The organism is Dysosmobacter welbionis (assembly GCF_005121165.3).
GTDB lineage: Bacteria > Bacillota > Clostridia > Oscillospirales > Oscillospiraceae > Oscillibacter > Oscillibacter welbionis.
The window spans coordinates 470,681-497,048 of the sequence record NZ_CP034413.3; the positions used below are offsets into that span (position 1 = coordinate 470,681).

Consider the following 26,368-nt stretch of genomic DNA (forward strand, 5'->3'; position numbering starts at 1 on the left):
ATAAGGGAAAAGGAGAAAGAACATGGCAACCATTCAAAAGAAGAGCTTCTGGCAGCAGTACGGAGGCCTGATTCTGATTCTGGGCGGCATCGCCATCGGCGCCCTGATCGGCGCTTTCGCGCCCTCTGTGGGTACCACCATCAAGCCCATCGGCGATATCTTCCTGAATCTGCTGTTCACCATTGTGGTTCCTCTGGTGTTTGTGTCCATCGCCTCCGCAGTGGGCAGCATGGCCAACATGAAGCGCCTGGGCCGGATCCTGGGTTCCACCGTCGGCACCTTCATCTTCACCGGCCTGATCGCAGCGGCCTGCGTGCTGACCTGGGTCAACCTGTTCAGCCCCTCCGCAGGCGCCTCCATCCAGCTGACCACCGGCGAGGTAGGCGAGGCCCAGAGCGCAGGCGAGCTGCTGGTCAGTTCCCTGACTGTGTCCGATTTCTCCGACCTGTGGGATAAGTCCAACATGCTGCCCCTAATCATTTTCGCCATCATCTTCGGCTTCTGCGTGTCCGCCTGCGGCGGCGACGAGAGCCCTATGGGCAAGCTGCTGAACAACCTGAATGACATCATCATGAAGTTCGTGGGCGTCATCATGTTCATCGCTCCCATCGGCTTGGGCGCCTACTTCGCCAACCTGGTTGCCACCTATGGTCCAGAGATCGTGGGTGACTACGGCCGGTCCATGCTGGTCTACTATCCCCTGTGCCTGCTCTATGCGGTGATCTTCTTCCCGCTATATGCCTTCCTGGCCGGCGGCAAGCTGGGCGTCCGGATGATGATCCAGAACATCTTCCCGCCTGCCATCACAGCCTTTGCCACCCAGTCCTCCGCCGCCACCATTCCGGTCAACAAGGAGGCCTGTGACAACATCGGCGTGCCCAAGGACGTCAGCGACCTGGTGCTGCCCATGGGCTGCACCATGCACATGGACGGCTCCGTCCTCAGTTCCATCGTGAAGATCGCCTTCCTGTACGGCGTCTTCGGCAAGGACTTCGTCGGCGCGGAGACCTATGCCATGGCCATCGTTGTGGCCATTCTCTCCGCCTTTGTGCTCTCCGGCGCTCCCGGCGGCGGCCTGGTGGGCGAGATGCTGATTGTCAGCATGTTCAACTTCCCCGCCGAGGCATTCCCCATCATCGCCACCCTGGGCTTCATCTTCGACCCTGCCGCCACCTGCCTGAACTCCTCCGGCGACACCATCGCCTCCATGATCGTCACCCGTCTGGTGGAGGGCAAGGACTGGCTCGTGAAGGCTGTGGCCGCCAAGAAGGAGACCGCCTGATTCCATCGCTTTCCAGATTGATTTTATCAGCTATCCAATTTTAGAAAAGGAGTTTTTCACATGAACGTCATTGAAACCAAGAATGCCCCCGGCGCCATCGGCCCCTATTCCCAGGGCTACGCCTTTGGAGATCTGGTCATCACCTCCGGTCAGATCCCGGTGGACCCCGCCACGGGCACTACCCCGAAGGTATCTCCGCCCAGGCGGAGCAGAGCTGCAAAAACGTGGGCGCCATCTTGGAGGCTGCCGGTTCCGGCTTTGACAAAGTTGTCAAGACCACCTGCTTCCTGGCGGATATGGGCGACTTCGCCGCCTTCAACGAGGTGTACGCCAGGTATTTCACCTCCAAGCCCGCCCGCAGCTGCGTGGCCGTGCGGGAGCTGCCCAAGGGCGTGCTCTGCGAGATCGAAGCCATCGCGCTGAAGTAACGGAGGTATCAGATGAAAGTCACTGTCATTGGAAGCCACCTGTGCCCCGACACCCTGTACGCCCTGAACCGCCTGTCCGAGGTCAAGGCGGAGATCGAGTTCAAGAATCTCTCCGCCAGCCTGCCGGACCTGAAGGCCTATCTGGCCCTGCGGGACAGCGATCCCCACTATGAGGCCGTCAAGAAAAACGGCGGCATCGGCATCCCCGCCTTTGTCCTGGAGGACGGCACCGTCACGCTGGATCTCGGGGACGTGCTGAAATAAAGCGATCACAAAGCCCGGCGGGGGACCTGAAAGGTCCCCCGCCGGGTTTCTGCTGTTCTTCAAACCTCCGTGACGGCTCCTGTACCGCCCTCCTCCATCTGCCGCAGGGCCGCCAGGGTGCCCAGAGTGGTGCCCAGCTGGGTCAGCAGGATCGCCGTGCGGGACAGCTCCTCCGTGGTCATGCATTTTGCCATGGCCACCGCTGTGGCGTAGACTCCTGTGCTCCAATCATAGGCATCCATCCCTCGGCCCCCTCCCTGGTGAACAGTGTATGAGGCGGCGAGGGATTTCTTGACGGGGGCGGCGTGTCATTTCTCCAGCAAAGAGGTCAGATACGCCGTCTCTGTCCGCAGGTCCGCAGAGCCGGTGTACCAAAGGGTAAGAACCTGTTTTCCCTGCCGGAGCACGGCGAATTGTTCAGGACTTCCGATTCCGTCCGCCTCCTCTGCCCACCAGAAGCCGTCCAGAGCCGGGGCCTCTATTGGGTCCAGCGGCAGTTCCGGCCGGCTGTCCAGAAAGCCGGCCCGGTTCTCCGTCAGCTCTGCCGTCAAGGTCTGGGCCAATCCGGCTGTCAGCATACGGTAATACGCGGTCTGGAGAAAAGCCTGCTCCCCGTCGGGCAGCACCGCAGACTGGCGGGCAGCGTACATCTCCGGCGCGATGGGAAGGGATTTTTCCTGCACCTCTGTCCGCAAAGGCTCCAGGCCGTCCAGGGCTGTCAGGTCCGCCAGAACCATCTGCACCGGCGGACGTTCCCCCGCTTCATAAACCGTCCGCGCCGCATGGTCCCAACCAGAGGGATTGCCGTCCAGATTCTGAATGCTGACCACCAGATTCAGCACAGATATGACCAGTGCAGCGCCCCACGCCAGCTGTCCCAGCCGCAGCTGACGGCGGTATAGCTTGGGCCTCTCCAGCGGGACGCCCGCCGTCAGAGTCTTCCACAGCCGCCAGGTGTTCCGGGCATCCAGCCAGAGCTGCATCCCCAAGATGGTCAGCAGCGCCGCAGCCACCAGCGGCGCGGCTACAAAGCCCAGCCAGCTGGCGTTTCTCAGGATGTTCTCCAGAGAAGCAGCCGAAAGCGCCACCGCCAGGATGAAATACGCCGTCATTACCAGCCAGATCAGCCCGCCCCCCACTGTGCGGAAGATCATCCGCCGCTTTAAGTATCGGTATCCCTCTCCCTGGACCACCGGGTCCGTGTCCAGCTCCGGGGCATTCGGGTCATCGCACCGCCAGACCCAGAAGGGCCCCAGCTGCCCCACCAGCCGCCAGCCCATGCTCCGGTATGCCTCCACCCGCTCCGGGTCCAAAGCCTCTTTCCACCTTTGGAGGGGCTGGAGCCGGAAGCGGCACTCCCACGGTTCGTCCAGCAACAGGTCCACCCGGCTGCCCGTGAAGCAGACGGGGTTCTCCCCCTTGCGGGCCAGGTCCTCCAGCCAGGTCTCCACCGCCGCCACGTCGTAGATGCTGATGGGGCAGCTCTTCCGATAGGAGCTCTGCCCATGTCTGTTTTCAGCGCCCATTCTCCTCTCCCCCTCTCCGCTGATCTACTGAAATTTCATCAGAACGGCGGCGAAGTAGTCAGTCTGTATCCGCAGGTCCTTGTGCCCGGTATAGGAAAACATCAGCACGCAGTTTCCCCGCCGGGCCACCACGCACTGGCACGGATCCTCCCGCCGGGAGAGCTGCTCATCTCCGGCCCACCAGAAGCTGTCCAGTCCGGGGACCTTTAGCCGTTCCGGCTCCCCGCCGCCGAACCACTTCTGCCAGGTCTTGAGCTCTTCCTCCACCCGAAGGGCCAGCCCTTTCGTCCCCATGCGGTAATACGAGGTGTTGCCGGAGATCAGATTCAACGGGCCGCCGGGGCCTTCCGTGGACTGCCGGGTCCAGTACATCCGGGGTGCCAACAGCAGGGACTTGCGCTCAGCGGAAAAACCGGTCAGCTCCTCCGAGCCCTCCAGCTCCCGCAGATCCACATATACCACCTCCGCCAGCGGCTCGCCGTCCCCGTCCATGGCCGACCGGGTGAAATGGGGATCTCCGCCATCCGGGAGCAGCCAGGATATCAGGACGCCCGCCCAAATCAGGACCATTACCGCCTGCGTGACCCGTTTCTGGAGCCGCCAGGATCTGGGGCGTTCCAGAGGGACGCCGGTGCCCAGCGACCGCAGCAGCCGGCGCATCCGGAAGGCGTCCAGCAGCTCGACCCCCACCACGGCCGCCGCCATCAGCAGCCAGAACAGTCCCTCGCCCGGCAGGGCATGCTCCAGCTGATCCACCAGAGGCATGTCCCCGGCGCCCCAGAACCAGGGAAGGACACAGATCCCCAGGCACACCAGCAGGATCGCGGGCAGCCGCAGCAGATGGCGCCGCATTTTTCGCTCAAGATACCCGTACCCCATGCTCTGGACCACCGGGTCCGTGTCCAGCTCCGGGGCGGCCGGGTCGCCGCAGCGCCAGATGTGGAAGGTCCCCGCCAAGGTGCAAACATATTCCCACCCCAGCTCTCTGTAGGCATCCGTCATCTCCGGCAGCGGAGACTTCTCTTTGCGCAGCAGGGGCTGGAGCCGGTAGCGGCTGGGAGCGACGGAGCAATCCTGACAAAAGATTCCGTAAAGCCCCCGGAACCGCAGCAGGTGATAGCCCTCCCGGTCCCGTTCCTCCAGCCAGGACTCCACAGCAGCCACGTCATAGAGCTCCACAGGCCGGAACTCCCTGTATTCCTGCCGACCGCTCATAGATCGCTCCCCCCTTCTCTTTCTGCTGAACCTCCGCCAGGACGGCGGCGTACCGCTCCGCCAGATCTATCGTTGGCTCCGTGGTGCCTGTGGAGATGCTCCACACCTGATCCCCCAGCCGGACCACTAGGAACCAATACCCGTAGTCGTCGCGAGTGGACACCCAGGTCTCGTCCAGTCCGGGGATCTGCCAGGCCATGATGGGCCAGCCTTTCTCCTGGTAGTCCGCCAAGATGCCGTCTACCAGATCGTCCGCCAGCCAGGGGAAACGGAGGCGGTAGTAGCGGTTCTCCGTCTCCCAGTCGCCCATGCCCTCAAAGGTCCACCACTGGTCTGTGGTAAGCCAGTTGTCCCAGTGGATGGCCTGGACCTCCTGCAATCCCTTTTCCGTGATATATGGGACCGGCTCGTCAAAGGTCTCCGCCGGTTCAAAGGGCCGCGATCTGGGGTCCGCCATATCGGCGCAGAGTGATGCGATGTAAATTCCCCACAGCAGCATGATCGCCAGGGACAATCCGCAGGCCAGCCGGTAAGGCCGCCTGTGGCACACGGGTACTCCCGCCCGCAGAGGCCGCAGATACCGTCGTAGAGACCACCACTGCCGGAACGCCGCCAATGCGAGTGCCAGCAGAAAGCCCCAATAGGCGGCCTCCCGCCACAGTGGCTTCCACTCCTGCACACTCCATACGAGAAGGGTTCTCTCTGTCAGAAGCGTCTGTACCGCCAGCACCGCCAGAAGCGCCGTGACCGCGGCCCAGAACTGCGTCACCTTTTGCTGGCGGCGGAACAGCCGGTCATATGCCTGGGCCTCTGTCTCCGGGTCCGTGTGGAGTTCCGGCGCATCGGGATCATCGCATCGCCACAGGTGCACGGACTTGCCGGAGGTGTCCACATACTCCCAGCCCATAGACCGGTAGGCCGCCAGGCGCTCTGGGTCCGGGCAGCTCTCCTTTACTGGGGCAGGTTCCAGTCGGTAGCGAACAGCCTTTGGCTCCCCCTTCTCAAAGACCGCCAGGAAGAAAATACCGGGAACCGAGACGGCAAACCACCCCCGGGCGGCCTGGTCCTCCATCCGGGCCTGCTGGGCGGCTACGTCGTAAATGTTCATGGGCATCAGCTTCAGCATGGCGTTTCCCCTCTTTTTCTATTGAAACTCCGCCAGGACGGCGGCGAAGTTGTCCAGGTGATCCATCAGGTCCCGGTCTGTCCGCACCCGCTCCATCAGCACCGCCCGCCCCATCCGGCCGATGAAGCATCGGTTTTTATCCGTGTCGATCACCACCGCTTGGTCAAAGCGGCTGTCCGCCACCTCCCGGACCTCTACCACGGACCAGGTGTCCAAGAAATTCGCTAAGCGTTCCCGATACAGGGCCTCCGCCAGGAAGGTGAACCGCACCCGGTCGAAACCGGCCCACAGGGACGCTTTAAAATCCCAGCGGAACTGGCTGACCTCCCGGTGATCCGTCAGCAGACTCCGTCTCTCCCGGTAAACAGATGAATCCAAGGGCAGGGCGGCGGCCTCCGGGGCCACTGCCTCCATGGAGACATAGGGCAAGGGCTCCGGCGCGTCGGACAAGGGCATCTCCTGCTGGCTGCCGAATACAGATACGGCAAGTGCAGCCACCAGTCCGCAAATCCCCCAGGAGACGAGATTCTGCCGCCTCCGCCGCCGTAACGACGCATCCAGGTCCTCAGTATCCGGCGCCATCCCCGCCTCCAGCTGGCGGCGCATCCGCTGAACGCCCCGCAGCGCCCGCAGATTGCCGCAGAGCCACTCCAGGGCACAGACCACCGCAAGCAGCCACACAGCCCACATCCCTTTCAGGAACACATCCACCGGCTGGCCGCTCTCCCAGAGGCTGCGAAACTGCAAGATCGTCCAGACAACAATCAGCACCATGGAGATCAGCCTATGTCGCCGGAACAGCCGCAGCTGCCTCTCCCAGGTCAGACACAGGGCAGAGGGATCTGTAAACAGCTCCGGCGCCTGTGGGTCCGCGCAGGCATAGACCCGATAGTCCCCCAGGACGCCGGCAGGCTCCCACCCCATTTCCCGGTAAGTCTCCTCCCGCTCACATTGGGCGTCATAGGTCTCTGTCCGCAGGGGCTCCAGCCGATACCGGAGCTTCCTGGGCTCCGCCGGCTCAAACTTTCCGCTGCCATAGCGAGAAAACGACACCGGCCGCCAGCCCTGGACAGCTTTTTCCTCCAGCCACCGCTCCAGAAGGGCGGTATCCCAATAGGCCTCCGGCATGAGAAAACGCTTTTTCACGGTGCCTCCTCTCTCATCCCCGGCAGCAGCCGCTCCGACGCCAGCTCCTCCCGCTCGCCATCGGCCACGCAGAGGCGCAGGCGGGAGAGCTCCTGCCGGAACAGGGCCCGGCCCCGGTCCGTGATGGCGTAGGTCCGCTTCCGCCCCTCCACCGCCGCCTCCCGGATCAAGCCCTCCTCCTGAAATTTTGCCAGAATCGTGTACAGCGTCCCTGGCCCCAGGGGTACCCGACCGGCGGTGGCGTCATCCACATACCGGACAATCTCCGTGCCGCACCGCTCCTGCCGCAGCAGGCTCAACAGCACATAGAACATGCTCTCCGTCAGGACTTTCAGCGGCTCCCTGGCCATGGTATCCCCCCTAATATCGAAACACGATACTTTCTGGGTTCACTATAATATCGTTGCACGATATTGTCAAGCTGTCTGTTCGCTTCCAGCTCTGGAATGTTTTGAGGGTTGCAGCCCGCCCCCTCCCTCCTGTATGCTCTTGTACAGCAGCGACAAACCAGAAAGGACGAATTTTCCCCATGAAACGAAAACTTCTCTGCGGCCTGCTGGCCGCCCTTACCCTGACCTGCGCCACCGTCAAGGCGGCCCCCAGCCGGGTGGTGCCCGTCCAGGTGGACGGCACCGTTCTGAGTCAGGGCGTCAACTACCTGCAGAGCGGCGTGACCTATGTTCCCCTCCGGGGACTGCTGGATGCCTTCGGCGGCTGGAGCGTCTGGTGGGACAGCAGCCGAAAGGTGGCTGCCGCCGCCTCCGGCAGCCAGTCCGTCACCGCAAACCCGTCCCGAAATACCGTGACGGTCAACGGCCGTACATACAGCGGCAAGGTCTTTGTGGAGCGTGGCCGGACCTACATCCCCCTGCGGACTCTGGCCACCGCCCTGGGCGGCAGCGTGGCCTGGGATCCCCAGCTGGGCGGCGCGGCGGTGACCTCTCCCGGCGCGGATCACAACGCCATGGACCTTTACTGGCTCAGCCGCATCATCAGCGCCGAGAGTCGGGGCGAGAACATGACCGGCCAGATCGCCGTGGGCAATGTGGTGCTGAACCGGGTTGCGGCGAAGGAGTTCCCCAACACCATTCCCGCCGTGATCTTTGACCGCAAGCACGATGTCCAGTTCACGCCCGTCTCCAACGGCACAGTGTACCTGCCCCCCACGGCCAAATCCGTGGAGGCGGCCAAGCGGGTCCTGAACGGCGAGAACACCGCCGGCAAGGCTCTTTACTTCTACGCGCCCGCCCTGTCCCAGGGCACCTGGATCAACGCCAACCGGGCGTATCTCAAGACCATCGGCTGCCACCGGTTCTACCTGTAATTGACATTTCTCAGCCAGGGGGCTAAAATAGGGCCATCAAGAAGCAAAGGAGCAAGCCACATGCTGTTTTCCGATCATCCCCGGACCCACTACCGCAACGCCCCGGCCCATGAGGTCATCTGCCAGTTGCGGTTCCCGTCTATTCTCACCATCAACAGCGTGGAGCCCGCCGATTTTCAGGAGGCCATCCGCGCGGAGTTCCCCCAGTATGCCCGGCGCCAGGACGCCGCGCCGCCCCGCATCACCGGGCTGGGCAGCCCCAATCCCAAGGTGGAGCAGCAGCCTCCGGTGACCAATCACAACTTCGTCTCCGAGGACAACCAGTGGAAGCTGAATCTCACCAAGGACTTCATCGCTCTGTCCACCCTCCACTATCCCGGGTGGGAGGAGTTTGCCCGCCAGCTGGACAAGCCGCTGGCCGCCTTTATCCGGCTGTACAAGCCCGCCTATTTCCAGCGGGTGGGCCTGCGGTATGTGAACATCTTCTCCCGTGCCCGGCTGGGGCTGGAGGGTGCCCGCTGGGCGGAGCTGTTCTCTCCTGCCTACACCGCTCCCATGCAGGAGGCGGAGCTCCCGGAGGACCGCTTTCTCAACTGCGCCTGTGATCTGACGCTGAAGCTGGATTCCAGCTGTCAGGCCAAGGTCCACGCGGGCCCCGGTGTGGTGAAGCGGAACGCCCCCGGCGTTCCCCAGGACCCGGAGGTGAAGTTCATTTTTGACATGGATCTGTCCATGACCGGAAACACCCCCTGCACCCTGGCCGCCGGTGCGCTGGAGACGCTCCACGGCCACTCCACCCGCCTGTTTGAAGGTGCTGTCACCGACAGGCTCCGGGACGCCATGGAGGCCGGATAATCTGCGAAAAAGCCCGGGAGACGTGTACGGACGTCTCCCGGGCTTTTTGTACATGTTGTCACTTCTGGAACATGGGGGTGGAGAGATACCGCTCGCCGCTGTCCGGCAGCAGGGCCACGATGGTCTTGCCGGCGTTCTCCGGCTGCCGGGCCAGCTGGGCCGCTGCCCACACGGCGGCGCCGGAGGTGATGCCCACCAGAATGCCCTCAGTCCGGGCCAGCTCCCGGCCCGTGGCGTAGGCATCCGCATCCGTGACCGTGAGGACTTCATCCAGGACGCTGCGGTCCAGATTCTCCGGCACAAAGTTGGCGCCGATGCCCTGAAGGCCGTGTGGGCCCGCATGGCCCTCCGTCAGCAGGGGCGAGGAAGCGGGCTCAAAGGCCACCACGCGCACAGCGGGGTTCTGTGCCTTCAGATACCGGCCCACGCCGCTGACAGTGCCGCCGGTGCCGACCCCGGCCACAAAGATGTCCACCTTCCCCTCCGTGTCCGCCCAGATCTCAGGGCCGGTGGTCTTCTCGTGTGCCGCTGGATTGGCGGGGTTTTCAAACTGTCCTGCGATGATGCTGCCGGGAATGGACTGATGCAGTTCTTCCGCCTTGGCCACAGCACCCGCCATGCCCGCCGCTCCCGGCGTCAGGATAATCTCCGCGCCGTAGGCGGCGATCAGAGCCCGGCGCTCCACGCTCATGGTGTCCGGCATGGTGAGAATCACACGGTAGCCCTTTGCCGCAGCTGCGGCAGCCAGACCGATACCGGTGTTGCCGGAGGTAGGTTCGATGATGGTGCCGCCGGGAGCCAGACGGCCCTCCGTCTCCGCCCGGGCGATCATGTTGGCAGCCACCCGGTCCTTGGCGCTGCCCGCGGGATTCATGCACTCCAGCTTGGCCAACAGCACGGCCTTCAGGTCGTGGTTCCGCTCGTAATTGCACAGCTCCAGCAAGGGCGTGCGGCCGATCAGCTCAGTGACGCTGTGATAAATAGGCATTGGAAATCCCTCCGTTCTGAATGAATAGCCTCATGATACACCTGCCGCACCGGGTTTGCAACGGACCATTTGCCGAAAATCCGCCTTTAATTCATAGCATTTTTATAGGATATGGAAGAAAAAAAGCGGACCGCCGACAGGCGGGCCGCTTTGAGATGGTATACTCAGGCCACCACGGGGATTTCCACAATCCCGGCGGCACCGGCGGCGATGCTGTACTCGGGGAACACCAGCGTCACAGAGCCGTCCTCATTCAGATAGAAGGAGGTGGCGTCATCCACAGTGGTGAAGCCGCCCTGCTCCGGGGTGAAGAAGAGGCCGCTCTCATCCGCCGCGATCTTCGCATTTACGGCGTCATTGCAGATGCCGACCCAGTCCTCGCCCAGCACGTCGGCCAGGGTGATGTCCTTGTCGTTGGCCAGGTCCAGGTTGTAGCAGTACCGCTGCTGCATGGCAGCGACCCAGCCCTCAGCGAAATCCACCACAAAGGAGACCGTAGTGTCGGTCTGGCTCTTGATCTCGTAGTCGATAAGCACGTTCATCTCCCGGTCGGCCCACTCTTCCTCGGTGCCGCCGGTAGCCAGGAATGCATCCTTGTAATCATCCCAGTCCGCCTGAGCCTGGGCCAGATGGGCGTCCACCCGCTCCTGGATCTCCGCGTTGACCTTCTCGGCCAGGTCGCCCTCAGACTCCACACCGGGGACGGTCACCTTGTAGTCGATGCCGTTCTCCACGGTCTCATAGTCCCGGATCGTCAGGACCTGGAACAGCCCGCCCAGCACCGGTACATCCGCAGCCGCAGCCGCGAAGGTCGGGGAGACATTCAGGCCCGCCATCAGCACAGCCAGACAGGCGGCCACGCTGCCCGCAGTCCGCCGGACCACCTTATAACCGCGGCTACGGCTGCTGGTCCTGCCCTGCCGGATGCCTGCGCGGACCCGGGCGTCCAGCTCCTCCGGAATGGGGGTGGACTCATATTCTTCTCGTGCACGCTTGAATTCGTTCATAATTGATCTCCTTCCATTGATATCCGTAATTTCTTCAAGCCGGTGTACAGTCTGGTTTTCACGGTGTTCAGATTCCAGCCGGTGACGGTGCTGATCTCCTTGAGAGACAGGTCCTCATAGAACCGCAGCTTGATGATGGTCCCCACCTCTGGCGGCAGAGCGTCCACCCGTTGGGCTAGCGTGCCGTCCGAAGGCAGAGGGTCCTCATAGCTGCCGGCGTCCAGTGCCTCCGGCGGGATCAGCGTCACCCGCTTTCGGCTGCGAAGCACGTCCATGCACACGTGAACCAGAATGTGATAAAACCACGCACGGAGGGCCTCCGGCTCCTTCAGCTCCCCCTGTTTCTCCAGTGCCCTGCAGACGGCGGTCTGCACCGCGTCCAGAGCCTCTTCCCTGTTTTTCAGGTAGCTGTACGCCAGTCGGTAAAACCGCGCCTGATCCGTTACGAGATAGTCGGTCAGTTGCTTTTCCAGGATATGTGACACGTTTCTCATGGTCCTTTCCGTTCGTTCTGCTGTATAGACGCGCCGGGAGCGGAAAAAGTTTGGAGGGAGAACAATTTTCTGAAAAATTTTCTGCGCAAAAAAGAGACCGGTCTCCCGGTCTCTTTTCATCGGCTGGAATCAATCGTAACGCAGGGCGTCGATGGGGTTCAGCTTGGCCGCCTTGTTGGCGGGGAGATAGCCGAACAGGATGCCCACCGCCACGGAGACGCCGAAGGCCACACCGATGCCGCCAGCCGTGGGCATAGCCACGAAGCCATCGTTGCCGGTGCCCAGCACCAGAGCGATGACATTGGTCAGCACGTTGGCCATGAGGATGCCCAGTAAGATGCCGATGGCACCGCCGATGGCGGAGGTAGTGCCGGCCTCAATGATGAACTGGCTACGGATGTCCCGGCATTTGGCACCCAGGGATTTTCGGATGCCGATCTCCCGGGTCCGCTCCGTGACGGACACCAGCATGATATTCATGATACCGATGCCGCCCACCAGCAGGCTGATGGCCGCGATGAGGATCAGGATCATCATCAGGGTGTTCAGCATGGAGTCCATGGCGTCCATCATCTCTGCGGAGGTCATGACCATGTAGTAGTCCGAGGACTGGTAGGTCTTGAACAGCCGGTTTTCAATGATGCCCTTGGCAGCAGACGCCGTATCCCGGTCCGTACTGGTCATCAGATACATGTCCCCATATCCGCCCCCCAGCCGCTGGGCATTGGCATAGGGGATGTAGATCACATCATCGACGCTGCCCTCGGTGCTGTCGCCGCTCTCCGCCAGTACGCCCACTACCATGTAGGGCACGCCGCTGACGGAAATCGTCTGACCCAGCGGATCCGTCCGGAAAGCGTTTTCCGCCAGATAGGAACCGATGACACACACATTCTGATGGCGCTCCACGTCAATGTAGCGGAGGAAGCGGCCATTCTCCAGGCTGGAGCCCTGCATGGTCTTCTGGGTGTCGGCGCGGTAAAATGCCTCGCTGACGCCGTAAATGCTGGTGCGGTCGAAGTCCTCCGTTCCCTGCCGCACCTTGGCTGTGGCGGACACATAGGGCGTGACGCCGGAGAGGTACTGGGGGTACTTCTCCACAAGCGCGTACATATCTTCCGTGCTCACGTCCCGGGTGCCGCCCTCGCCGCGGCCGTAGACCATCACCTGGATCAGGTTGGAGCCCAGCTGCTCGAACTGGGCGTTCATGTAATTCTGCATGCCGTTGCCCAGGCTGGTGATGATGATGACCGCCGCCACGCCGATGATGATGCCCAGCATGGTCAGCAGCGCCCGCATCTTGCTGAGCAGCAGGGATTTGATGGCCAGCTTGAAGGATTGGGTGAAATTCATGCCGGCTCCCCCTCTCCCGCGTCCTCCTGGGGCTGGACCACGGCCTGGGGATCACTGGCGTCCCCGTCGTAGATGATCCGGCCGTCCTGCAGACGGACGATGCGCTTGGCCTTAACAGCGATGGAGTTGTCGTGAGTGATGAGGACCACGGTGTCCCCCTCCTGGTTTAGCTTCTGCAGGAACCGCAGCACCTCCCGACCCGTGCGGGAGTCCAGGGCGCCCGTAGGCTCGTCGGCCAGGATCACCGACGGATTCCCCGCCAGGGCCCGGGCGATGGAGACCCGCTGCTGCTGGCCGCCAGAGAGCTGGCTGGGCAGGTTCTTCCGCTTGTCAGCCAGACCTACCCGCTCCAGAGACTGGATGGCCCGTTCGCGGCGCTCCTCTGCGGAGACGCCGGCGTACAGCAGCGGCAGCTCCACATTTTCCTGCACCGTCAGCTTGGGGATCAGGTTATACTGCTGGAAGATAAAGCCCAGCATTTTGTTGCGGATCTCCGCCTGCTGGTCGTCCTCCATGGTGGACACATCAATGCCCCCAAGTGGTAGGTTCCCGACGTGGGAACGTCCAGGCAGCCGATAATGTTCATGGCCGTGGACTTGCCGGAACCGGAGGAGCCTACGATGGCCACGAACTCCCCCTGATCCACCGTCAGGTTGATGCCGTCCAGGGCGTGGACGGTCTCCTCTCCCATGTGGTAGATCTTGTAGATGTCTTTCAGTTCAATGAGATGGCTCACGGGATCAGCCTCCCATCATCATGTCCATCAAACTGGAAGCCTGGTTGCTGATGAGGACCACATCGCCCTCCTCCAGGCCGTCGGTAACCTCGATATACTCGTCATCGTTCCGACCCAGGGTGACCTCCTTGGTCTCCAGCTTGGTGACGTCCACCACGCTCAAACCGTCCTCACTGAGGGCGCCGGGGCCGGGAACAGTCACCGTGTTGCCCCGTTCCACCGCATCCACGGGGATGCACAGGGCGTTGGGGACCACTTCGCCGATGATCTGAGCGGAGACATTCATGCCCGGCCGCAGATCGCCGTAGTCCTCAATGATGATGGTGACGGGATAGCTGGTGGCACCGTTGGCGGTAGTGCCGTTGATGCTGACCTTATCCACCACGCCGGAGAACGTCTGGCCCTCCAGAGCGTCGGCGGTGATCCGCACCTCCTGCCCCACTTCTACCTTGCCGATGTCCAGTTCATCCACTGCCATCTCCAGCTCCAGATAGCTCAGGTCGTAAATCACCGCCAGCGTGCCGGAGGAAGCGCCGTCCACCTTGTCGCCGGCCTTGAAGTTCTTCTCAATCACGGTGCCGGCAATGGGAGATTTGATGTTGTAGTCATCCACTGCGCCGGAGGCAGTGCTGGCAGAGAGCTGGGCGGACTGGAGGTTCAGCCGTGCGCTCTCGATCTGGTCCCGGATGGTCTCGGACTCCACAGTGCACAGCACCTCGCCCTTGGTCACCGTGCTGCCGGCCAGCTTGGAGAAATCGTTCACCGTGCCGGAACCGGAGGCATACACCACAGAAGAGGCGGGCATGGACACCGGAGCCTGGCCGTAGCTGGAATAGCTGCCGATGATGGCGGAGGCAGTGACGGCGTCGGACACCGTACCGGGATTGTTCAGCCGCACCCGGACGGAGACGGCCTCCTTGCCGTTGCTGGTGATGGTGGTGGAGTTGGAGACATAGGTCACCGTGCCCATCTGAGAGCCGGCGTAGCCGTCCACAAACACGGTGGCGGCCTGCCCCACATAGAAGTCACTGGGGGAGGCAAAGGGGAACAGGAAGTCGATGGACAGCTCCGTGCTGGCCACGATCTTCGCCAGCTGCGTCCCAGCGGTGACGCTCTCGCCGTTGTGGACGTAGATCTCGCTCACCGTGCCGGAGATGGGCGCCGTGGGGTGCAGGGCCTCCTGGGCCTGCTGATAGGACATCTGGGCCTGCTGCACGGAGATCTGGGCCCGGTCCATGGAATCCTGGGCGTCGCTGCTGTCCATGGTGTAGAGCAGGGTGTCCTTGGTCACAAGGTCGCCCTCTTCAAAGGGAGCGCTGACGATATCGCCGGAGAGCAGGGTGGTGACGTTGTAAGAGTCCGCCGGCTGCAGCGTGGCGGTGCCGGAGACGCTGACCGTCAGATCCTGCCGGGTGACGGTGGACACCAGATAGCTGCTGCTGAGTTGGGTGTTGACGTTTTTGGTCAGTCTGGACACGCAGCCCGCCACAATGGCGATCACCACTACCAAAATAATCAGAATTTTCAGCCAGCGCTTCTTTTTCTTGCCGCCAAAGCCCTTCAGGGAGAATTTCTTTTTCTCCGTCTTTTCCGGCGCGGGCACGCTGGGCGCCTCGGCGGAGGTCTCGTTCATCCATTCAGTTTCCATGTTATGTAATCTCCTTGTTCTCGATTTCCGCGGTGGGGCGCTTCCCCATACCGCGCTTGAAGATGTTCAGAATGTTTTCCAGGCGATCCCGGGTCCCGGGATCGCCACCGGCCTGCAGGCCGGTGTAAATCATGGGAGCCGCCACAACCAGCAGTGTGCCCAGGATGTCGCCCAGGTCCCGGTCCTGCCGCAGGTCCAGCAGGTCCGGATTCACCGCGCCGCCCAGGCGCTGGAGAAGCGTTTCCGCATCCAGCATTTCCAGCAGCCCATTCTTCTGCATCCCGCTGTTGCAGCGGATGATTCCGGTCATGGCGCCGATCTCTCCCAGGTGCTGATTGTCGATTTTTGCCTGCACGTAATCATACAGATCCAACAGCGCCTGAAAAATGTCGCCGCCGTTTCGGAGCAGAAACTCCTCCAGCAGCATGAACAACTGATCCACATATCCCTTCAGCAGATAGCGGAACAGGTCCTCCTTATCCTGAAAGTACATGTAAAAGCTGCCCCGGGGGATGCCTGCCTCCTTGATGATCTGGTTGATGGACGCCTCGTTGAAAGGCCGGTGGGAAAACTCCCGGGTGGCCGCCTCCAACAACTTCTCCTGCTTTTCCGCCGGCAGATTCAAAAAAGTGCTGCTCGGCACGCTGTTTCATCCTCTCTTATACGAAATAGAAGGTCCGTTTTCTTCAGCGCCGCCCCTGATTTTATACCTTCCTCCCGGGGGAAGGTCAAGGGGTTTCCGGCGAATGGAAAAAAGAAACATGACAACCTGTCGCTTATCATAGCTGACAAGTTGTCATATTGCAAGAGGGAATTGCGAAAATTCACAAATATTTCACAGTGTTTCCGTCACTTCATACAGAGGTCGGACCCGCTGATAGGGCTGAGGCCGGTACTCCACCGAAGCGATCCGCCGTCCGGAGACACCGTACTTGGGGGAGTAGCCGAATAGATCCACATACCGATCCAAATCGTCCCGCTCCGCCGCCATGGCCTCCAGCAGCACCGCTGCGGCCCGGGCGTCATCCACCGCCCGGTGGCTGTTCACCGCCTGATCCTCCAATCCGTAGGCTGTGATGGCATCGTTGAGCTTGTGAGGGTAATCCCGCCGGTCCCGGTACACCGTGAGGACATCCAGAAACCGGGGTGCCCGCAGGACATCCGCCCGCCCGAAGGGCCGCAGGAAATGATAGAGGAAGTTCAGATCGAACTGGGCGTTGTAGGCCGCCAGCAGCGTCCGCTCTCCCCCGCCCAACAGGTTGCAGAACGCCTCACAGGCGTCGGCCTTCTCCACGCCCTCCTGTTCCAGCTGCTCTTCCGTGATGCCGGTGAGCTGGGTGATAAAGGGCGGCAGCGTCCGCCCCGGGGAGAGGCGGAGCAGCAGGTCCATGCAGTCCGTCTCTCCCTCCGCGGAAAAGGCGGCGGCCCCCAGCTCGATGATCTCGTCCCGCCCGAATTCGATGCCGGTGGTCTCCGTGTCGAATACCACGATCCGGTCAAATTGCTTCCAAAGGCCTGTCTCCATGGCAGTCCCTCCTGTCGAATGTTGTCTTTTCAGAATAGGGCGGCCAGCCGGAATTGTCAAGGGGGTGCCGCCGTTGACTTTCTCCCCCGGGCCGGATAAAATGAAGGCAGAATCTCGGAGAGGAGGGTACTCTGTGAAGCGCGGACTTGACACCGCCTCCTAAAATCAACCAATTATTTTAGGAGGCTTATATGAACGACAATTTCTGCCCGTCCCACACTGTGGTGGAACTGGATACCTGGGAACGAGGCCCTGTATTCCGTCATTTTATCGACGACCTGCGCTGTGTCATGAGCCTGACGGTGGATCTGGAGATCTCCCGATTCCTGAAGCAGCTTTCGGCCAGTGGCTTCCGCTTCTACCCCGCCATGATCTGGGCGGTGTCCAACGTGCTCAACGCCCACGCGGAGTTCCGGTACGGCTGGGACGATCAGGGGCGACTGGTCCTCTGGGACCGGATCGAGCCCTACTACGCCCACTTCCACCCGGACAGGGAGACCTTTGCGAAGCTGGTGACGCCCTTCTCTTCGGACCTGGAGACCTTCCACCGCCGCTTTCTGGAGGATCGGACACGGTACGCCGCCCTGGACCACTTCGACCTGACGGACGTGCCGCCCAACACCTTTGATGTGTCGTGCCTGCCCTGGGTCCGGTACCGCAGCTTCGACATGCACATCTTCGACAGCGGCACCTATCTGGCCCCGGTGGTCACCTGGGGAAAATATGAACGGGAGGGAGACCGGACGATCCTGCCCGTCTCCCTGAATATCCACCACGCCGTGGCGGACGGATTCCATCTGTCCCGGTTTTTCCTGGAGCTACAGGAGCTGCTGGACGCACCTGAAATAAGCTAAAACAGACACCGGGCGGCCCGCTTTCGGGCCGCCCGGTGTAATAATTTTTCAATTACTTCCAGATACTCTTCCGGATGACTCGGTACAGGAGAATCATAGCTGCCAAAATTCCGAGCCAAATTGCTCCGTTAACGGCGAGTGCAAACTCCAGCGGCCAACCAGTCCGGGAATTGGCAGTAATGGTATAAATGACATCTTTTACCGCCAGATAGAGCCAAAGTAGTCCACCGCAGGCCCAGAGAAGATCAAAGACGTGCTTTTTCAAACTCTTCATCCGCTCCCAGGCCGTTTAATCGTTGAACTTGTCGATTTGGACGCTGTCGCAGTACTGGGCTTTCAGCTCCTGAAGACGGCCGAAGATCTCCGTCTGGCAGTGGGCCTGCTGGAGCTCCGGCGTGGTCCAGCTCTCCACCAGCAGCAGGTCGTCCGGTGCCTCCGCCGCCAGGAAGTAGTCGTACTTCAGGTTCCCCTCCTCTTTCAGGGAGTTGGCCCGGATGCCCAAATCACAGAGGGCCTGATAAAAGGCCTCCCTTTGGCCGGACTTGCAGTGATAGGTGACGTTCCAAGTTAACATAAGATATCCCCTTCCATTTTATGGTCAAATTTCTTCACTTGCGCACTCTGTTTCCGTCAAAAGCTCCGGCGCCAGCCGGGCCATGTCCGCCGGGATGGGCGCCGTCAGGGACAGATGCTCTCCCGTCACCGGATGGTCCAGATCCAGAGCGTAGGCGTGGAGGGCCGGCCGAGGGATCAGGTCCGGGTCCTCTTCCCCGTACAGCCAGTCCCCTGCCAGGGGGCAGCCGATGGAGGCCATGTGCACCCGGAGCTGATGGGTCCGCCCTGTCTCCGGCCGCAGCCGCAGGAGGGACAGGCCGTTCGACCTCCCCAGCACCTCATAATGGGTGACGGCCCGGGCACCGTCAGGCCGGACGCACCGGCCCACCACAGAATTCGGGTCCCGGCCGATGGGGGCGTCGATGGTGCCGGATTTCGGATCCGGACAGCCGATGCACACCGCCCGGTACTCCCGGCAAAACCTCTCCGTGTGGAGCGCGTACCGGAGCCGGTCGTGGATGTAGCCGCTCTTGGCTACCACCATCAGTCCGGTGGTGCCCTTGTCCAGCCGGTTCACCGGGTGGAACACGAAGTCCGCGCCCCGCTGCCAGGCCAGGGCTCCGGCCACGGTGGGCGTGTCCGGCAGGAAATTGGAGGCGTGGGCCGTCATACCGGCAGGCTTGTTCACCACCAGCAGATGGCCATCCTCCCAGACGATGGGCAGGGGCCAGGGCCCCGGCGTGGGGCGCACCCGGGGCGGACGGTGGTCGCTAGTCTCCACCTCCAGCACGTCACCGGTGTGAAGGATATCCACTGTACGGGCATGGATGCCGTTAACCCGGATGCCGTTCTCCGTCCGGGTCAGCCGGGATATGGCGTGGGAGGAGACATGGAGCGCAGCCTTCAGGATATGCCGGACCGTGGCGCCGTCCTGTTCCGGCGGCAGGGTATATGAAATCGTCTCCATCAGACACCTCTCCTTCGGCGCAGCAGAAAAATCCCAAGCGGCAGACAGGCGGCGTCCAAGGCGGAGAACACACCCCACAGACCGCTCCAGTACCAGGCCGCCGTGTCGAACATGGCCACCAGCAGCCGATGCCAGAAAAGCAGCTCCGCCGCGATGGCGAGGAGGTCGAACAGCACGTATCCACCGCCCAGCAGGTAGGCCCCCGCCCCCGGTGCAGGCAGAACAGAAGGAACGACAGGGCTCAAAAGGCCGGAACTCCTGCATGGCAAAACCTCATTTCTCTGTTATTGTACTCTGACGCCACTCTGTTTGCAAGGGTTTTGGCTCTGGTAAAACGCCATCCTTCATGGTACAATAGGAGCAGTTTTTTTCAGGAGGAACTCCCATGCTCTTATCCGCAGAACATCTCTCCATCAACTTCGGCAGCCGCCAGCTGCTGGATGATGTGAATTTCTATCTCAACGAGGGGGACAAGGTGGGCGTTATCGGCATCAACGGCACCGGCAAGTCCACCTTTTTGAAGGTTCTCTCCGGCGTCACGGAGCCGGACGGCGGCACCATCTCCCGGAACCCCAACGTCCAGGTCAGTCTGCTGCCTCAGAACCCGGCAATGGAGGAATCCGCCACGGTGCTGGAGCAGGTCTTCCTCCACTTCCCCGCCGAGTTCCGGGAGCTGAATGAGTATGAGGCCAAGGCCATGCTGAACCGGCTGGGGATCACAGACTTTGCCCAGAAGGTGGGGACGCTCTCCGGCGGCCAGCGGAAGCGGGTGGCCCTGGCGGCGGCCCTGATCCACCCGGCGGACGTGCTGATTCTGGACGAGCCCACCAACCACTTGGACAGCGAGATGGTAGCCTGGCTGGAGGACTGGCTCCGCCGGTTCAAGGGCGGCCTGGTCATGGTGACCCATGACCGGTACTTCCTGGAGCGGGTGGTGAACCACATCACGGAGCTCTCCCAGGGGAAGCTGTACCACTATGAGGCCAACTACTCCAAGTACCTGGAGCTGCGGGAGCAGCGGGCAGAGATGGTGGAGGCCAGTGAGCGCAAGCGCCAGTCTATCCTCCGGGTGGAGCGGGAGTGGATCATGCGGGGCTGCAAGGCCCGGACCACCAAGTCCAAAGAGCGGATCCAGCGGTACGAGGCCCTGCTGAACCAGGAGGCACCGGAAACGGACGAGGCCGTGCAGATGGCGGCGGCCTCCAGCCGCCTGGGGAAGAAGATCATCGAGCTGCGGGATGTGTCCAAGGCCTTTGACGGCCGTCCCATCGTCAGCCGCTTCTCCTACAACCTGCTGCGCGGTGACCGCATCGGCATCGTGGGCCGCAACGGCGCCGGGAAGTCCACCCTGCTCCACCTGATGGCAGGCGAACTGGCACCGGACAGCGGCACGGTGGAGGTGGGCGCCACCGTGAAGATCGGCCACTTCTCCCAGGAGGGACGAGAGCTGGACCTGAACCAGCGGGTCTACGACTTTATCCACGACATCGCCGATGAGGTCAGGACCGATGAGGGCACCTTCTCCGCCAACCAGATGATGGAGCGGTTCCTCTTCCCCGGTGATCTTCAGTCTGTGCCCATCGGGCGGCTCTCCGGCGGGGAGCGGCGGCGGCTGTATCTGCTGTCCGTGCTGATGGAAGCCCCCAACGTGCTGCTGTTGGACGAGCCCACCAACGACCTGGACGTGACCACCCTCTCCATTTTGGAGGATTATCTCCTGGGCTTCCCCGGCCCCATTCTGGCGGTATCCCATGACCGGTTCTTCCTGGACAAGCTGGCGGAGTCCATTTTCGAGGTCCGGGGAGACGGGGAGATCCACCGGTTCACCGGCAACTGGACGGACTGGCAGGCCAAGCGCCGGGCGGAAGAGGCCCCCTCTCCCAAGGCGGAAAAGCCCAAGCCCGCGGCAGAGCGTCCCCGGGAACGGAAACTGAAATTCACCTTCAAGGAGCAGCGGGAATTTGAGACCATCGACGCGGACCTGGCGGAGCTGGAGGCTCAGATCACCGCCTGCCAGACGGAGCAGGAGAGCTGCGGCAGCGACTATGTGAAGCTCCAGGAGCTCCAGGCCCGTCAGGCGGAGCTGGAGGCCGCTCTGGAGGAAAAGACGGAGCGGTGGGTATATCTGAATGAGCTGAAAGAACAGATCGACGCGCAGAATGGGTGAGGGGCCTTTCATCAGGAATCGGCGTTCTGCACCGTACGTACAAGTATTCTGTCAAGGGGCGGTATCTCGGCGGAATAGCACTTTACGCCTTGTGTTATGAATATCAAAATCGCGGAGGCCCTTCCAGGCGTTGGACCTGGAAAAAGAGGGGCATTGCCTGTGGGCAAGACGATGTCCATACTCTCTGCGAAGCATTGGAGATACCACGCGGCACACTCTGCAATCACATTCTTCGCAACAAACGAGCGAATGCCCAGTTTGAGAAACGCAGGGAGGAATACCGCCTTCTGATCTGTGAGGTCTTTGCTGAATATCGGCAGGTACTTGGCGCTGAAAAGATTTGGATGATTCTCGCACGGCGCGGGCATCAGGTCGGCGCCAAATTTGGCGCTGACCTGATGCGGGAGATGGGGTTATCCAGAGTTTGAAACTGCGAGAACCGGAGGAGAAGAAAATACCCTCCGTCAGCAATTTTCAGCAGACAAGCAATCAAATCCGGGCCAGTGATGTGGCCTGTTTTAAGTATAGAGAATCGATATCTTTATATCTGCGTGATCTTGGAGCTATTTTCCCGTAAAGTGATCGCGCACAAAGTTTCCCGAAAAACAGCACGCAGCTCATTACGGCTACATTACAAAATGGCGTATGAGTTGCGTAAGCCAGAGACAGGATTCATTTTTCACAGTGACTGCGGATTTTGTTTGACTTTGCAAAAGGCCGATGGATTTCCGTAAGGAGCTGATGGCCGTGAGACACAGAGGTTCAGACTTAGAAAATCAGACTGCTTGCAGCCAGAATTTGAACTGTTCCCATTTTTATGTCACATTTTACTTTCGAATACCTTTCCTCAAAAAAGCTTGTGCTGCAAGGATTTCGCACATAAAACAGCCCTACCTAATCTGATAAGTCCTACAAACTTGTTCAGATTGGGTAGGGTCGTTTCTCTTATTCTATCAATCGAACTTAGGTGCGGAAACCTCGTTTCCAGCAAAGGTATTGGGGCCGGGATTGGAGAGGGAGAAATACATTTTCGCCGCCTTGGTCGTACCAAAATCCCGGTTGGAGCCACTGTCCTGCACCTCGTTGAAGGCATCCCGGAACATCTGGTTGTGAGCCTCCTCCCGGTTGAGCAGGAAGTCGATGGTTTCACGGACCTTCTTGTCGTCGATCTGGCGGTACAGGTATTCATAGACCACCTTGGCCCGCTGCTCAGAAGCGATGTTGCTGAGCAGGTCCGCACACAGATCGCCGGTCACGGTCACATAATCGCCGGTCCAGGAATAGCCGGAGGCATTGATTAAGCCGGGGTTCAGGCCCAAGATCACATGGCTCTGGATCTCGCCCGCCTTGACCTGATCTGCATCTACATCGTGGCCGTTGAGCAGATTAATGGTCTGGGCCACCATTTCCATGTGTCCCAGTTCCTCTGCTGCGATATCCAGAAACAGGTCCTTGATCTTCTGGTCCTTGATGCGGAAGCTCTGGGACAGATACTGCATAGCCGCTTTCAGCTCACCGTTGCCGCCTCCCAGCTGCTCCTGCAGCAATGCTGCATACTGGGGATTCGGCCGCTCCACGGCCACCGGATGGAATAACTGCTTTTCATGCTTAAACATATCTACCGCTCCTTTTTCGTGGTAATTCTTAGTTTGCTTGATATGCTCCGAAATATACCGGCAGAAAGCGGCTCAGGAGATGCTAGGCCGAATCAAGGAATAGGGCCATCAGTCGCGGAACTGCAGCTAGAGCAAACAATTTTACCGCGTACATTTACAAAGCAATCGATAAAACCGAGCGGTGAATCATTTTATCGCTGTTCAAAATGGGAAGCAATGATTAATAATCGGCAGCAGAAATCGGTGATAAACACAAAGATGAAAAAATGGGAATCTCTACCTCAGGGACCATGCTAAAACCGGAGCTTCCGCCATTGTTGAGATATCGGTCAAAAACCTTTCCTGAGCGACGGAAAAGGTAAGATCTGTCGGATCATTCGCTGTGCCTATGCTTGTCCACAGTTCAGCAAACTGCTTCAGGAATACGAAGCAGGCGGCAAAGATGCTGTGGATGATAAAATCATCCACACGCTTCGCAAAAGATTCCCCACAGCTAAAATCATGCCCGACCTCCTTGTAGAAGCCCAACACAGTACGGTCCGGATCTTTGAAGTTATGAAGGCAATCACGGAAAAGAAGGATAAGCCGTGAATGCAATCGCAGAATTTCTAAGAGAGGAAAGAGTAACCTTTTCCGTAATACCACAGCCAGATGCCTTTGCGTGAAGGTGTTGACATGGGCAAACGGGAATGTGAAATGCTGCGCAGTGCGCTGGCCTCTACCCGTTATGAATACCCCCGCCCAAACTGAACAGATATCTGTCACCGTTCAGTTTGGGTGGGGGTATTCAAGGAGCGCCGGGTATGGGCGGCCGCCTTTGTCCGCTTATCTCTCCGCTTGGACAGCCATGCCTCTGTCTCATCAAACATGCGTCTCAACCGGTTCATCAGTTCCTCTCCCAGCCGCTCCGAGAACGCCCCACAGAGTTTCTTCCTGCTCAGATGTGCCTGTTCCAGAAGCCAGTCCAGTTTCTGGTTCAACTCGTCTCTTTCCGCTTTCAGACACTCATATTCCGCCCGTGAAATGGTTACCATCTCCAGGGGTGCTTGTCCCGTGATTTCTTCCGTTTTTCATGGGTGAATTATGCTATATTGGGGCCAAAGCGTTCAAAACCTCCAGTGCTTTCAGCCGTTTCCTACCCCAATTATATGTAGGCCACTCCCCGGGCGGCGAACCTTTGACCGCTCCATTTTCAACCCCTCCATCAGCCAGCGGTATCGCTGCGGCGTCAACCGCCGTACCTCCTTTTCGTTTTGCGGCCGTTGGTATGCGCCTGTTCCAGCCGCTTATAGCTTATACAGCAGGATGCATCCATCCCGGTCCCTGCAGAACTCCCTGATGCAGTCCAGCCGTCTGCCGCAGAGCAGAAACAGCGTATTGGTGAACGGGTCCGGTTTAAACCGTTGCTGCACCATGGCCGCCACCCCATCGATTCCTTTCCGCAGATCCGTATAGCTGCAGGCGAGATATATACCTTGTCTGCTCTGGTGAAGTTACGCAGCATGATTTCAGTACCTGGCAAATCGTCCACACTGCAGCCGTGTCCGCACCTGAATAGATGCCTGCTTTCCCTTTTCCGTTCCGGATGCTTGCAACCACTCCACCCCCTCTCTCCCGCTCAGGCAGCAATGGGAGTTCTACTTCGCCTTATCCGTCCCTACCTTTGACAGTTACATCACCTATACCGTGATGTACGATGCGGAGGGAAATGATCTGTCCACCATGGCAGGCATCTGGACGTCGGCATCATTGATACGAGGGCTCTGCGGCCCGAACTGACACGCGGCGATACCCAGTCCATGCCCAAAAAGGGGAACGGGCCAACCTTGCGGATGGCCCGTTCCCCTTTTTCAGGAAATTTGGAGGAAAAGAAGTATATCTATATGAATTTTATTGCGGATGTACTGTGAATACATCTCCGTCAAATGTAATATGTACAACATCCGCATTTTTCAGAGCGACCGCTTTCTCAGAGGAACCGAGGGCTTCTGCAAGCAGTTGGACGGCCAATTCCGAAGACACTACCAGAACATTGCCGCCGCCGTGGCTGTAAGTTTCCTCACAGATTGTCTGGAGGGCGCCCGTGAGACGCTGGCGGGCGCTTTCATAGTTTTCTGTCATACCGGTCTTGTCTGCGGCTGCATATGCGGCGAGACGGGCATGGGCAGTGGGCTCTTCCCCTGCCAAAGCATCCGCAACCGCACGCAATTCTCCGTCAAAATAGCCGCAGCCCACCCCACGCAGATCCATGTTCTGATTGACCATGAGATCGGGATTTACCGCGCTGTTTTCCACGATGATCCGTGCGGTATGGATATCCTTGAATTGATCGCTGGCATACACGGCCGCAAACTCCAGATTCCCCAGTGCCTTTCCAAGTTCCGCAGCCTGTGCCTGACCGTTCTCTGTCAGTGCAGTATCCAGCTGCCCATTCAAACGCATAGCGGCATCTGCCGCGGTTTCGGCATGAACGGTTAGATAAATCTCCACCGGATCAGGAGATTCCATTTTTTCCTGGGCTTTCTGTGCATAGCTCAGATCATTAAAATCCAAAACGGTGTATGTATGGTCTTTGTACTCAATCAGGACAATACTGGAGTTGTCCAGCGGCTCCAGTTCCTGCTCCTGCATAATCTCTGCTGCGATCATGCTGTTGATTCCACCGTGGGCCACCATCAAGATATTTCCGCCGCCGTTTTGGGCCCTTTCCTCACAGATCCTCTGGAAACTTTCAAAGGCCCGGTCTTTCATCTGCTCATAACTCTCGGCCAGTCCCTCCGGATCCTTTTCATGGAACTGGTTTGTGAATTCCTCAGTTGTCACACCGCTGAACTGCATACCCTCGTCCGTCATCAGTTCGGCATAACTCATCGGCTCATAGGAGCCGCCATCGACCTCTTTCAGGTCTTCGACAGGTATGATCTCCAGATCTCTGGATGTCTGACTCTGGGAGAGGATGATGCGCGCAGTTTCCTGGGTGCGGCCCAGCGTACTGGCATAGGCGGCTTCAAACTTGACGCCGGAGAGCCCCAGGCCCACGGCATATGCTACCTTGCGACCTTCCTCTGTAAGCGGCGTGTTGCCGCGGCCGCTGACAAAGCGGCCGGTCTGATTCGTCAAAGTCTGCCCGTGACGGGTGAGATAGACGTATACCGGCGCCTCTTCCACAGCCCCATCCTGAACGGGCTCCTGCACAGGAGCTGTGTCGGGGGGCTGCTGGGAACAGGCGGACAGCAGCACACAGGCCAGACAGAATATACTAAATGTCTTAAACAGACGTTTCATGGCAACA

The 26,368-nt window shown here is 60.2% G+C and carries 29 protein-coding genes and 2 pseudogenes; 10 read left to right on the forward strand and 21 right to left on the reverse strand.

From position 1 onward, the window contains the following. Positions 1 to 22: 22 nt before the first annotated feature. The 3 genes and pseudogenes from EIO64_RS02485 to EIO64_RS02495 all read left to right on the forward strand — a co-directional run bounded on the left by EIO64_RS02485 (position 23) and on the right by EIO64_RS02495 (position 1,974). The gene (locus EIO64_RS02485; RefSeq protein ID WP_021748273.1) at positions 23 to 1,282 is read left to right on the forward strand and encodes a dicarboxylate/amino acid:cation symporter; all 1,260 of its coding nucleotides are present in this window, start codon (positions 23 to 25) and stop codon (positions 1,280 to 1,282) included. Between the two features lie 60 nt (positions 1,283 to 1,342). Continuing rightward, positions 1,343 to 1,710, forward strand: a pseudogene (locus EIO64_RS02490) (RidA family protein). A gap of 12 nt (positions 1,711 to 1,722) precedes the next feature. Beyond that, positions 1,723 to 1,974 carry a hypothetical protein gene (locus tag EIO64_RS02495; RefSeq protein WP_021748271.1) on the forward strand — a complete coding sequence of 84 codons (252 nt, stop codon included), beginning with the start codon at positions 1,723 to 1,725 and terminating at the stop codon, positions 1,972 to 1,974. A 59-nt stretch (positions 1,975 to 2,033) separates the two neighbouring features. On the opposite strand, the gene EIO64_RS02500 is transcribed toward EIO64_RS02495, so the two are convergent. From EIO64_RS02500 to EIO64_RS02525, 6 genes are all read right to left on the reverse strand, one after another. Beyond that, positions 2,034 to 2,216 (reverse strand): DUF6774 domain-containing protein, encoded by a 183-nt coding sequence (locus EIO64_RS02500; RefSeq protein WP_021748458.1) that lies wholly within the window; start codon positions 2,214 to 2,216, stop codon positions 2,034 to 2,036. 66 nt (positions 2,217 to 2,282) lie between these two features. After that, positions 2,283 to 3,500, reverse strand: coding sequence for a DUF2812 domain-containing protein (locus EIO64_RS02505; protein WP_136890741.1), 1,218 nt, complete (start codon positions 3,498 to 3,500; stop codon positions 2,283 to 2,285). Between the two features lie 24 nt (positions 3,501 to 3,524). Next, positions 3,525 to 4,715, reverse strand: a complete 1,191-nt coding sequence (locus tag EIO64_RS02510) for a DUF2812 domain-containing protein (protein ID WP_136890742.1) — start codon at positions 4,713 to 4,715, stop codon at positions 3,525 to 3,527. Next, positions 4,666 to 5,841, reverse strand: coding sequence for a DUF2812 domain-containing protein (locus EIO64_RS02515; protein WP_136890743.1), 1,176 nt, complete (start codon positions 5,839 to 5,841; stop codon positions 4,666 to 4,668). Before EIO64_RS02515 ends, EIO64_RS02510 begins: the two co-directional genes overlap by 50 nt. Before the next feature lie 18 nt (positions 5,842 to 5,859). Then, positions 5,860 to 6,987, reverse strand: coding sequence for a DUF2812 domain-containing protein (locus EIO64_RS02520; protein WP_136890744.1), 1,128 nt, complete (start codon positions 6,985 to 6,987; stop codon positions 5,860 to 5,862). Then, the gene (locus EIO64_RS02525) at positions 6,984 to 7,337 is read right to left on the reverse strand and encodes a PadR family transcriptional regulator (protein ID WP_119311164.1); all 354 of its coding nucleotides are present in this window, start codon (positions 7,335 to 7,337) and stop codon (positions 6,984 to 6,986) included. The genes EIO64_RS02520 and EIO64_RS02525 overlap by 4 nt, the downstream gene beginning before the upstream one ends. A gap of 179 nt (positions 7,338 to 7,516) precedes the next feature. Between EIO64_RS02525 and EIO64_RS02530 the strand changes: the two genes are divergently transcribed. Both EIO64_RS02530 and EIO64_RS02535 read left to right on the forward strand, forming a co-directional pair. After that, entirely contained in the window at positions 7,517 to 8,311 is a 795-nt protein-coding gene (locus EIO64_RS02530; RefSeq protein WP_025543960.1) for a cell wall hydrolase, read from the forward strand. 60 nt (positions 8,312 to 8,371) lie between these two features. Further along, positions 8,372 to 9,166: a TIGR04255 family protein gene (locus EIO64_RS02535; RefSeq protein ID WP_025543959.1), complete on the forward strand. Its 795-nt coding sequence runs from the start codon at positions 8,372 to 8,374 to the stop codon at positions 9,164 to 9,166. 58 nt (positions 9,167 to 9,224) lie between these two features. Here the strand turns inward: EIO64_RS02535 and cysK are convergent, their stop codons facing one another. The 8 genes and pseudogenes from cysK to EIO64_RS02575 all read right to left on the reverse strand — a co-directional run bounded on the left by cysK (position 9,225) and on the right by EIO64_RS02575 (position 16,917). Next, positions 9,225 to 10,154, reverse strand: coding sequence for a cysteine synthase A (gene cysK, locus EIO64_RS02540; RefSeq protein ID WP_136890745.1), 930 nt, complete (start codon positions 10,152 to 10,154; stop codon positions 9,225 to 9,227). 164 nt (positions 10,155 to 10,318) lie between these two features. After that, positions 10,319 to 11,161, reverse strand: coding sequence for a DUF3298 domain-containing protein (locus EIO64_RS02545; RefSeq protein ID WP_119311165.1), 843 nt, complete (start codon positions 11,159 to 11,161; stop codon positions 10,319 to 10,321). Then, positions 11,158 to 11,655 carry an RNA polymerase sigma factor gene (locus EIO64_RS02550; protein WP_036627189.1) on the reverse strand — a complete coding sequence of 166 codons (498 nt, stop codon included), beginning with the start codon at positions 11,653 to 11,655 and terminating at the stop codon, positions 11,158 to 11,160. The genes EIO64_RS02545 and EIO64_RS02550 overlap by 4 nt, the downstream gene beginning before the upstream one ends. Positions 11,656 to 11,784: 129 nt before the next feature. Next, complete coding sequence (locus tag EIO64_RS02555) at positions 11,785 to 13,008, reverse strand: ABC transporter permease (protein ID WP_136890746.1); 1,224 nt, start codon at positions 13,006 to 13,008, stop codon at positions 11,785 to 11,787. Continuing rightward, positions 13,005 to 13,744: pseudogene (locus EIO64_RS02560) on the reverse strand (ABC transporter ATP-binding protein). Before EIO64_RS02560 ends, EIO64_RS02555 begins: the two are co-directional and overlap by 4 nt. Before the next feature lie 4 nt (positions 13,745 to 13,748). Further along, positions 13,749 to 15,392, reverse strand: coding sequence for an RND family efflux transporter (locus EIO64_RS02565; RefSeq protein WP_021748446.1), 1,644 nt, complete (start codon positions 15,390 to 15,392; stop codon positions 13,749 to 13,751). Position 15,393: 1 nt separating this feature from the next. Then, positions 15,394 to 16,035: a TetR/AcrR family transcriptional regulator gene (locus EIO64_RS02570; protein WP_021748445.1), complete on the reverse strand. Its 642-nt coding sequence runs from the start codon at positions 16,033 to 16,035 to the stop codon at positions 15,394 to 15,396. Between the two features lie 192 nt (positions 16,036 to 16,227). Then, entirely contained in the window at positions 16,228 to 16,917 is a 690-nt protein-coding gene (locus tag EIO64_RS02575) for a 3'-5' exonuclease (RefSeq protein WP_021748444.1), read from the reverse strand. 191 nt (positions 16,918 to 17,108) lie between these two features. On the opposite strand from EIO64_RS02575, the gene EIO64_RS02580 reads away from it, so the two are divergent. After that, positions 17,109 to 17,771: a CatA-like O-acetyltransferase gene (locus tag EIO64_RS02580; RefSeq protein WP_136890747.1), complete on the forward strand. Its 663-nt coding sequence runs from the start codon at positions 17,109 to 17,111 to the stop codon at positions 17,769 to 17,771. Between the two features lie 289 nt (positions 17,772 to 18,060). Here the strand turns inward: EIO64_RS02580 and EIO64_RS02585 are convergent, their stop codons facing one another. Genes EIO64_RS02585 through EIO64_RS02595 form a run of 3 tightly spaced genes read right to left on the reverse strand, consistent with a single transcriptional unit; the run spans position 18,061 to position 19,538 of the window. Then, on the reverse strand, positions 18,061 to 18,345 hold the full coding sequence (locus EIO64_RS02585; protein ID WP_025543952.1) for a putative quinol monooxygenase: 285 nt from the start codon (positions 18,343 to 18,345) through the stop codon (positions 18,061 to 18,063). A 24-nt stretch (positions 18,346 to 18,369) separates the two neighbouring features. Further along, positions 18,370 to 19,293: an RluA family pseudouridine synthase gene (locus EIO64_RS02590; RefSeq protein WP_021748441.1), complete on the reverse strand. Its 924-nt coding sequence runs from the start codon at positions 19,291 to 19,293 to the stop codon at positions 18,370 to 18,372. After that, positions 19,293 to 19,538, reverse strand: a complete 246-nt coding sequence (locus EIO64_RS02595) for a hypothetical protein (RefSeq protein WP_136890748.1) — start codon at positions 19,536 to 19,538, stop codon at positions 19,293 to 19,295. Before EIO64_RS02595 ends, EIO64_RS02590 begins: the two co-directional genes overlap by 1 nt. Before the next feature lie 140 nt (positions 19,539 to 19,678). Between EIO64_RS02595 and EIO64_RS02600 the strand changes: the two genes are divergently transcribed. From EIO64_RS02600 to EIO64_RS19140, 3 genes are all read left to right on the forward strand, one after another. Beyond that, entirely contained in the window at positions 19,679 to 21,460 is a 1,782-nt protein-coding gene (locus EIO64_RS02600; RefSeq protein WP_136890749.1) for an ABC-F family ATP-binding cassette domain-containing protein, read from the forward strand. Continuing rightward, positions 21,457 to 21,888, forward strand: a complete 432-nt coding sequence (locus tag EIO64_RS19135) for an IS3 family transposase (RefSeq protein WP_119311170.1) — start codon at positions 21,457 to 21,459, stop codon at positions 21,886 to 21,888. Before EIO64_RS02600 ends, EIO64_RS19135 begins: the two co-directional genes overlap by 4 nt. 78 nt (positions 21,889 to 21,966) lie before the next feature. Then, on the forward strand, positions 21,967 to 22,194 hold the full coding sequence (locus EIO64_RS19140; RefSeq protein ID WP_353866958.1) for a DDE-type integrase/transposase/recombinase: 228 nt from the start codon (positions 21,967 to 21,969) through the stop codon (positions 22,192 to 22,194). 219 nt (positions 22,195 to 22,413) lie between these two features. Here EIO64_RS19140 and EIO64_RS02605 read toward each other — a convergent pair whose 3' ends face one another. After that, positions 22,414 to 23,076: a manganese catalase family protein gene (locus EIO64_RS02605; RefSeq protein WP_021748435.1), complete on the reverse strand. Its 663-nt coding sequence runs from the start codon at positions 23,074 to 23,076 to the stop codon at positions 22,414 to 22,416. Between the two features lie 447 nt (positions 23,077 to 23,523). On the opposite strand from EIO64_RS02605, the gene EIO64_RS02610 reads away from it, so the two are divergent. Beyond that, the gene (locus tag EIO64_RS02610; protein WP_155979280.1) at positions 23,524 to 23,667 is read left to right on the forward strand and encodes a hypothetical protein; all 144 of its coding nucleotides are present in this window, start codon (positions 23,524 to 23,526) and stop codon (positions 23,665 to 23,667) included. A gap of 170 nt (positions 23,668 to 23,837) precedes the next feature. Here the strand turns inward: EIO64_RS02610 and EIO64_RS02615 are convergent, their stop codons facing one another. From EIO64_RS02615 to EIO64_RS02625, 3 genes are all read right to left on the reverse strand, one after another. Beyond that, on the reverse strand, positions 23,838 to 24,110 hold the full coding sequence (locus EIO64_RS02615) for a hypothetical protein (RefSeq protein WP_119311172.1): 273 nt from the start codon (positions 24,108 to 24,110) through the stop codon (positions 23,838 to 23,840). Positions 24,111 to 24,362: 252 nt separating this feature from the next. Beyond that, positions 24,363 to 24,491, reverse strand: a complete 129-nt coding sequence (tnpB, locus tag EIO64_RS02620; protein WP_249390774.1) for a transposase — start codon at positions 24,489 to 24,491, stop codon at positions 24,363 to 24,365. Between the two features lie 475 nt (positions 24,492 to 24,966). Further along, positions 24,967 to 26,361 carry a 2-carboxy-D-arabinitol-1-phosphatase gene (locus EIO64_RS02625; RefSeq protein WP_119311174.1) on the reverse strand — a complete coding sequence of 465 codons (1,395 nt, stop codon included), beginning with the start codon at positions 26,359 to 26,361 and terminating at the stop codon, positions 24,967 to 24,969. Positions 26,362 to 26,368: the final 7 nt, after the last annotated feature.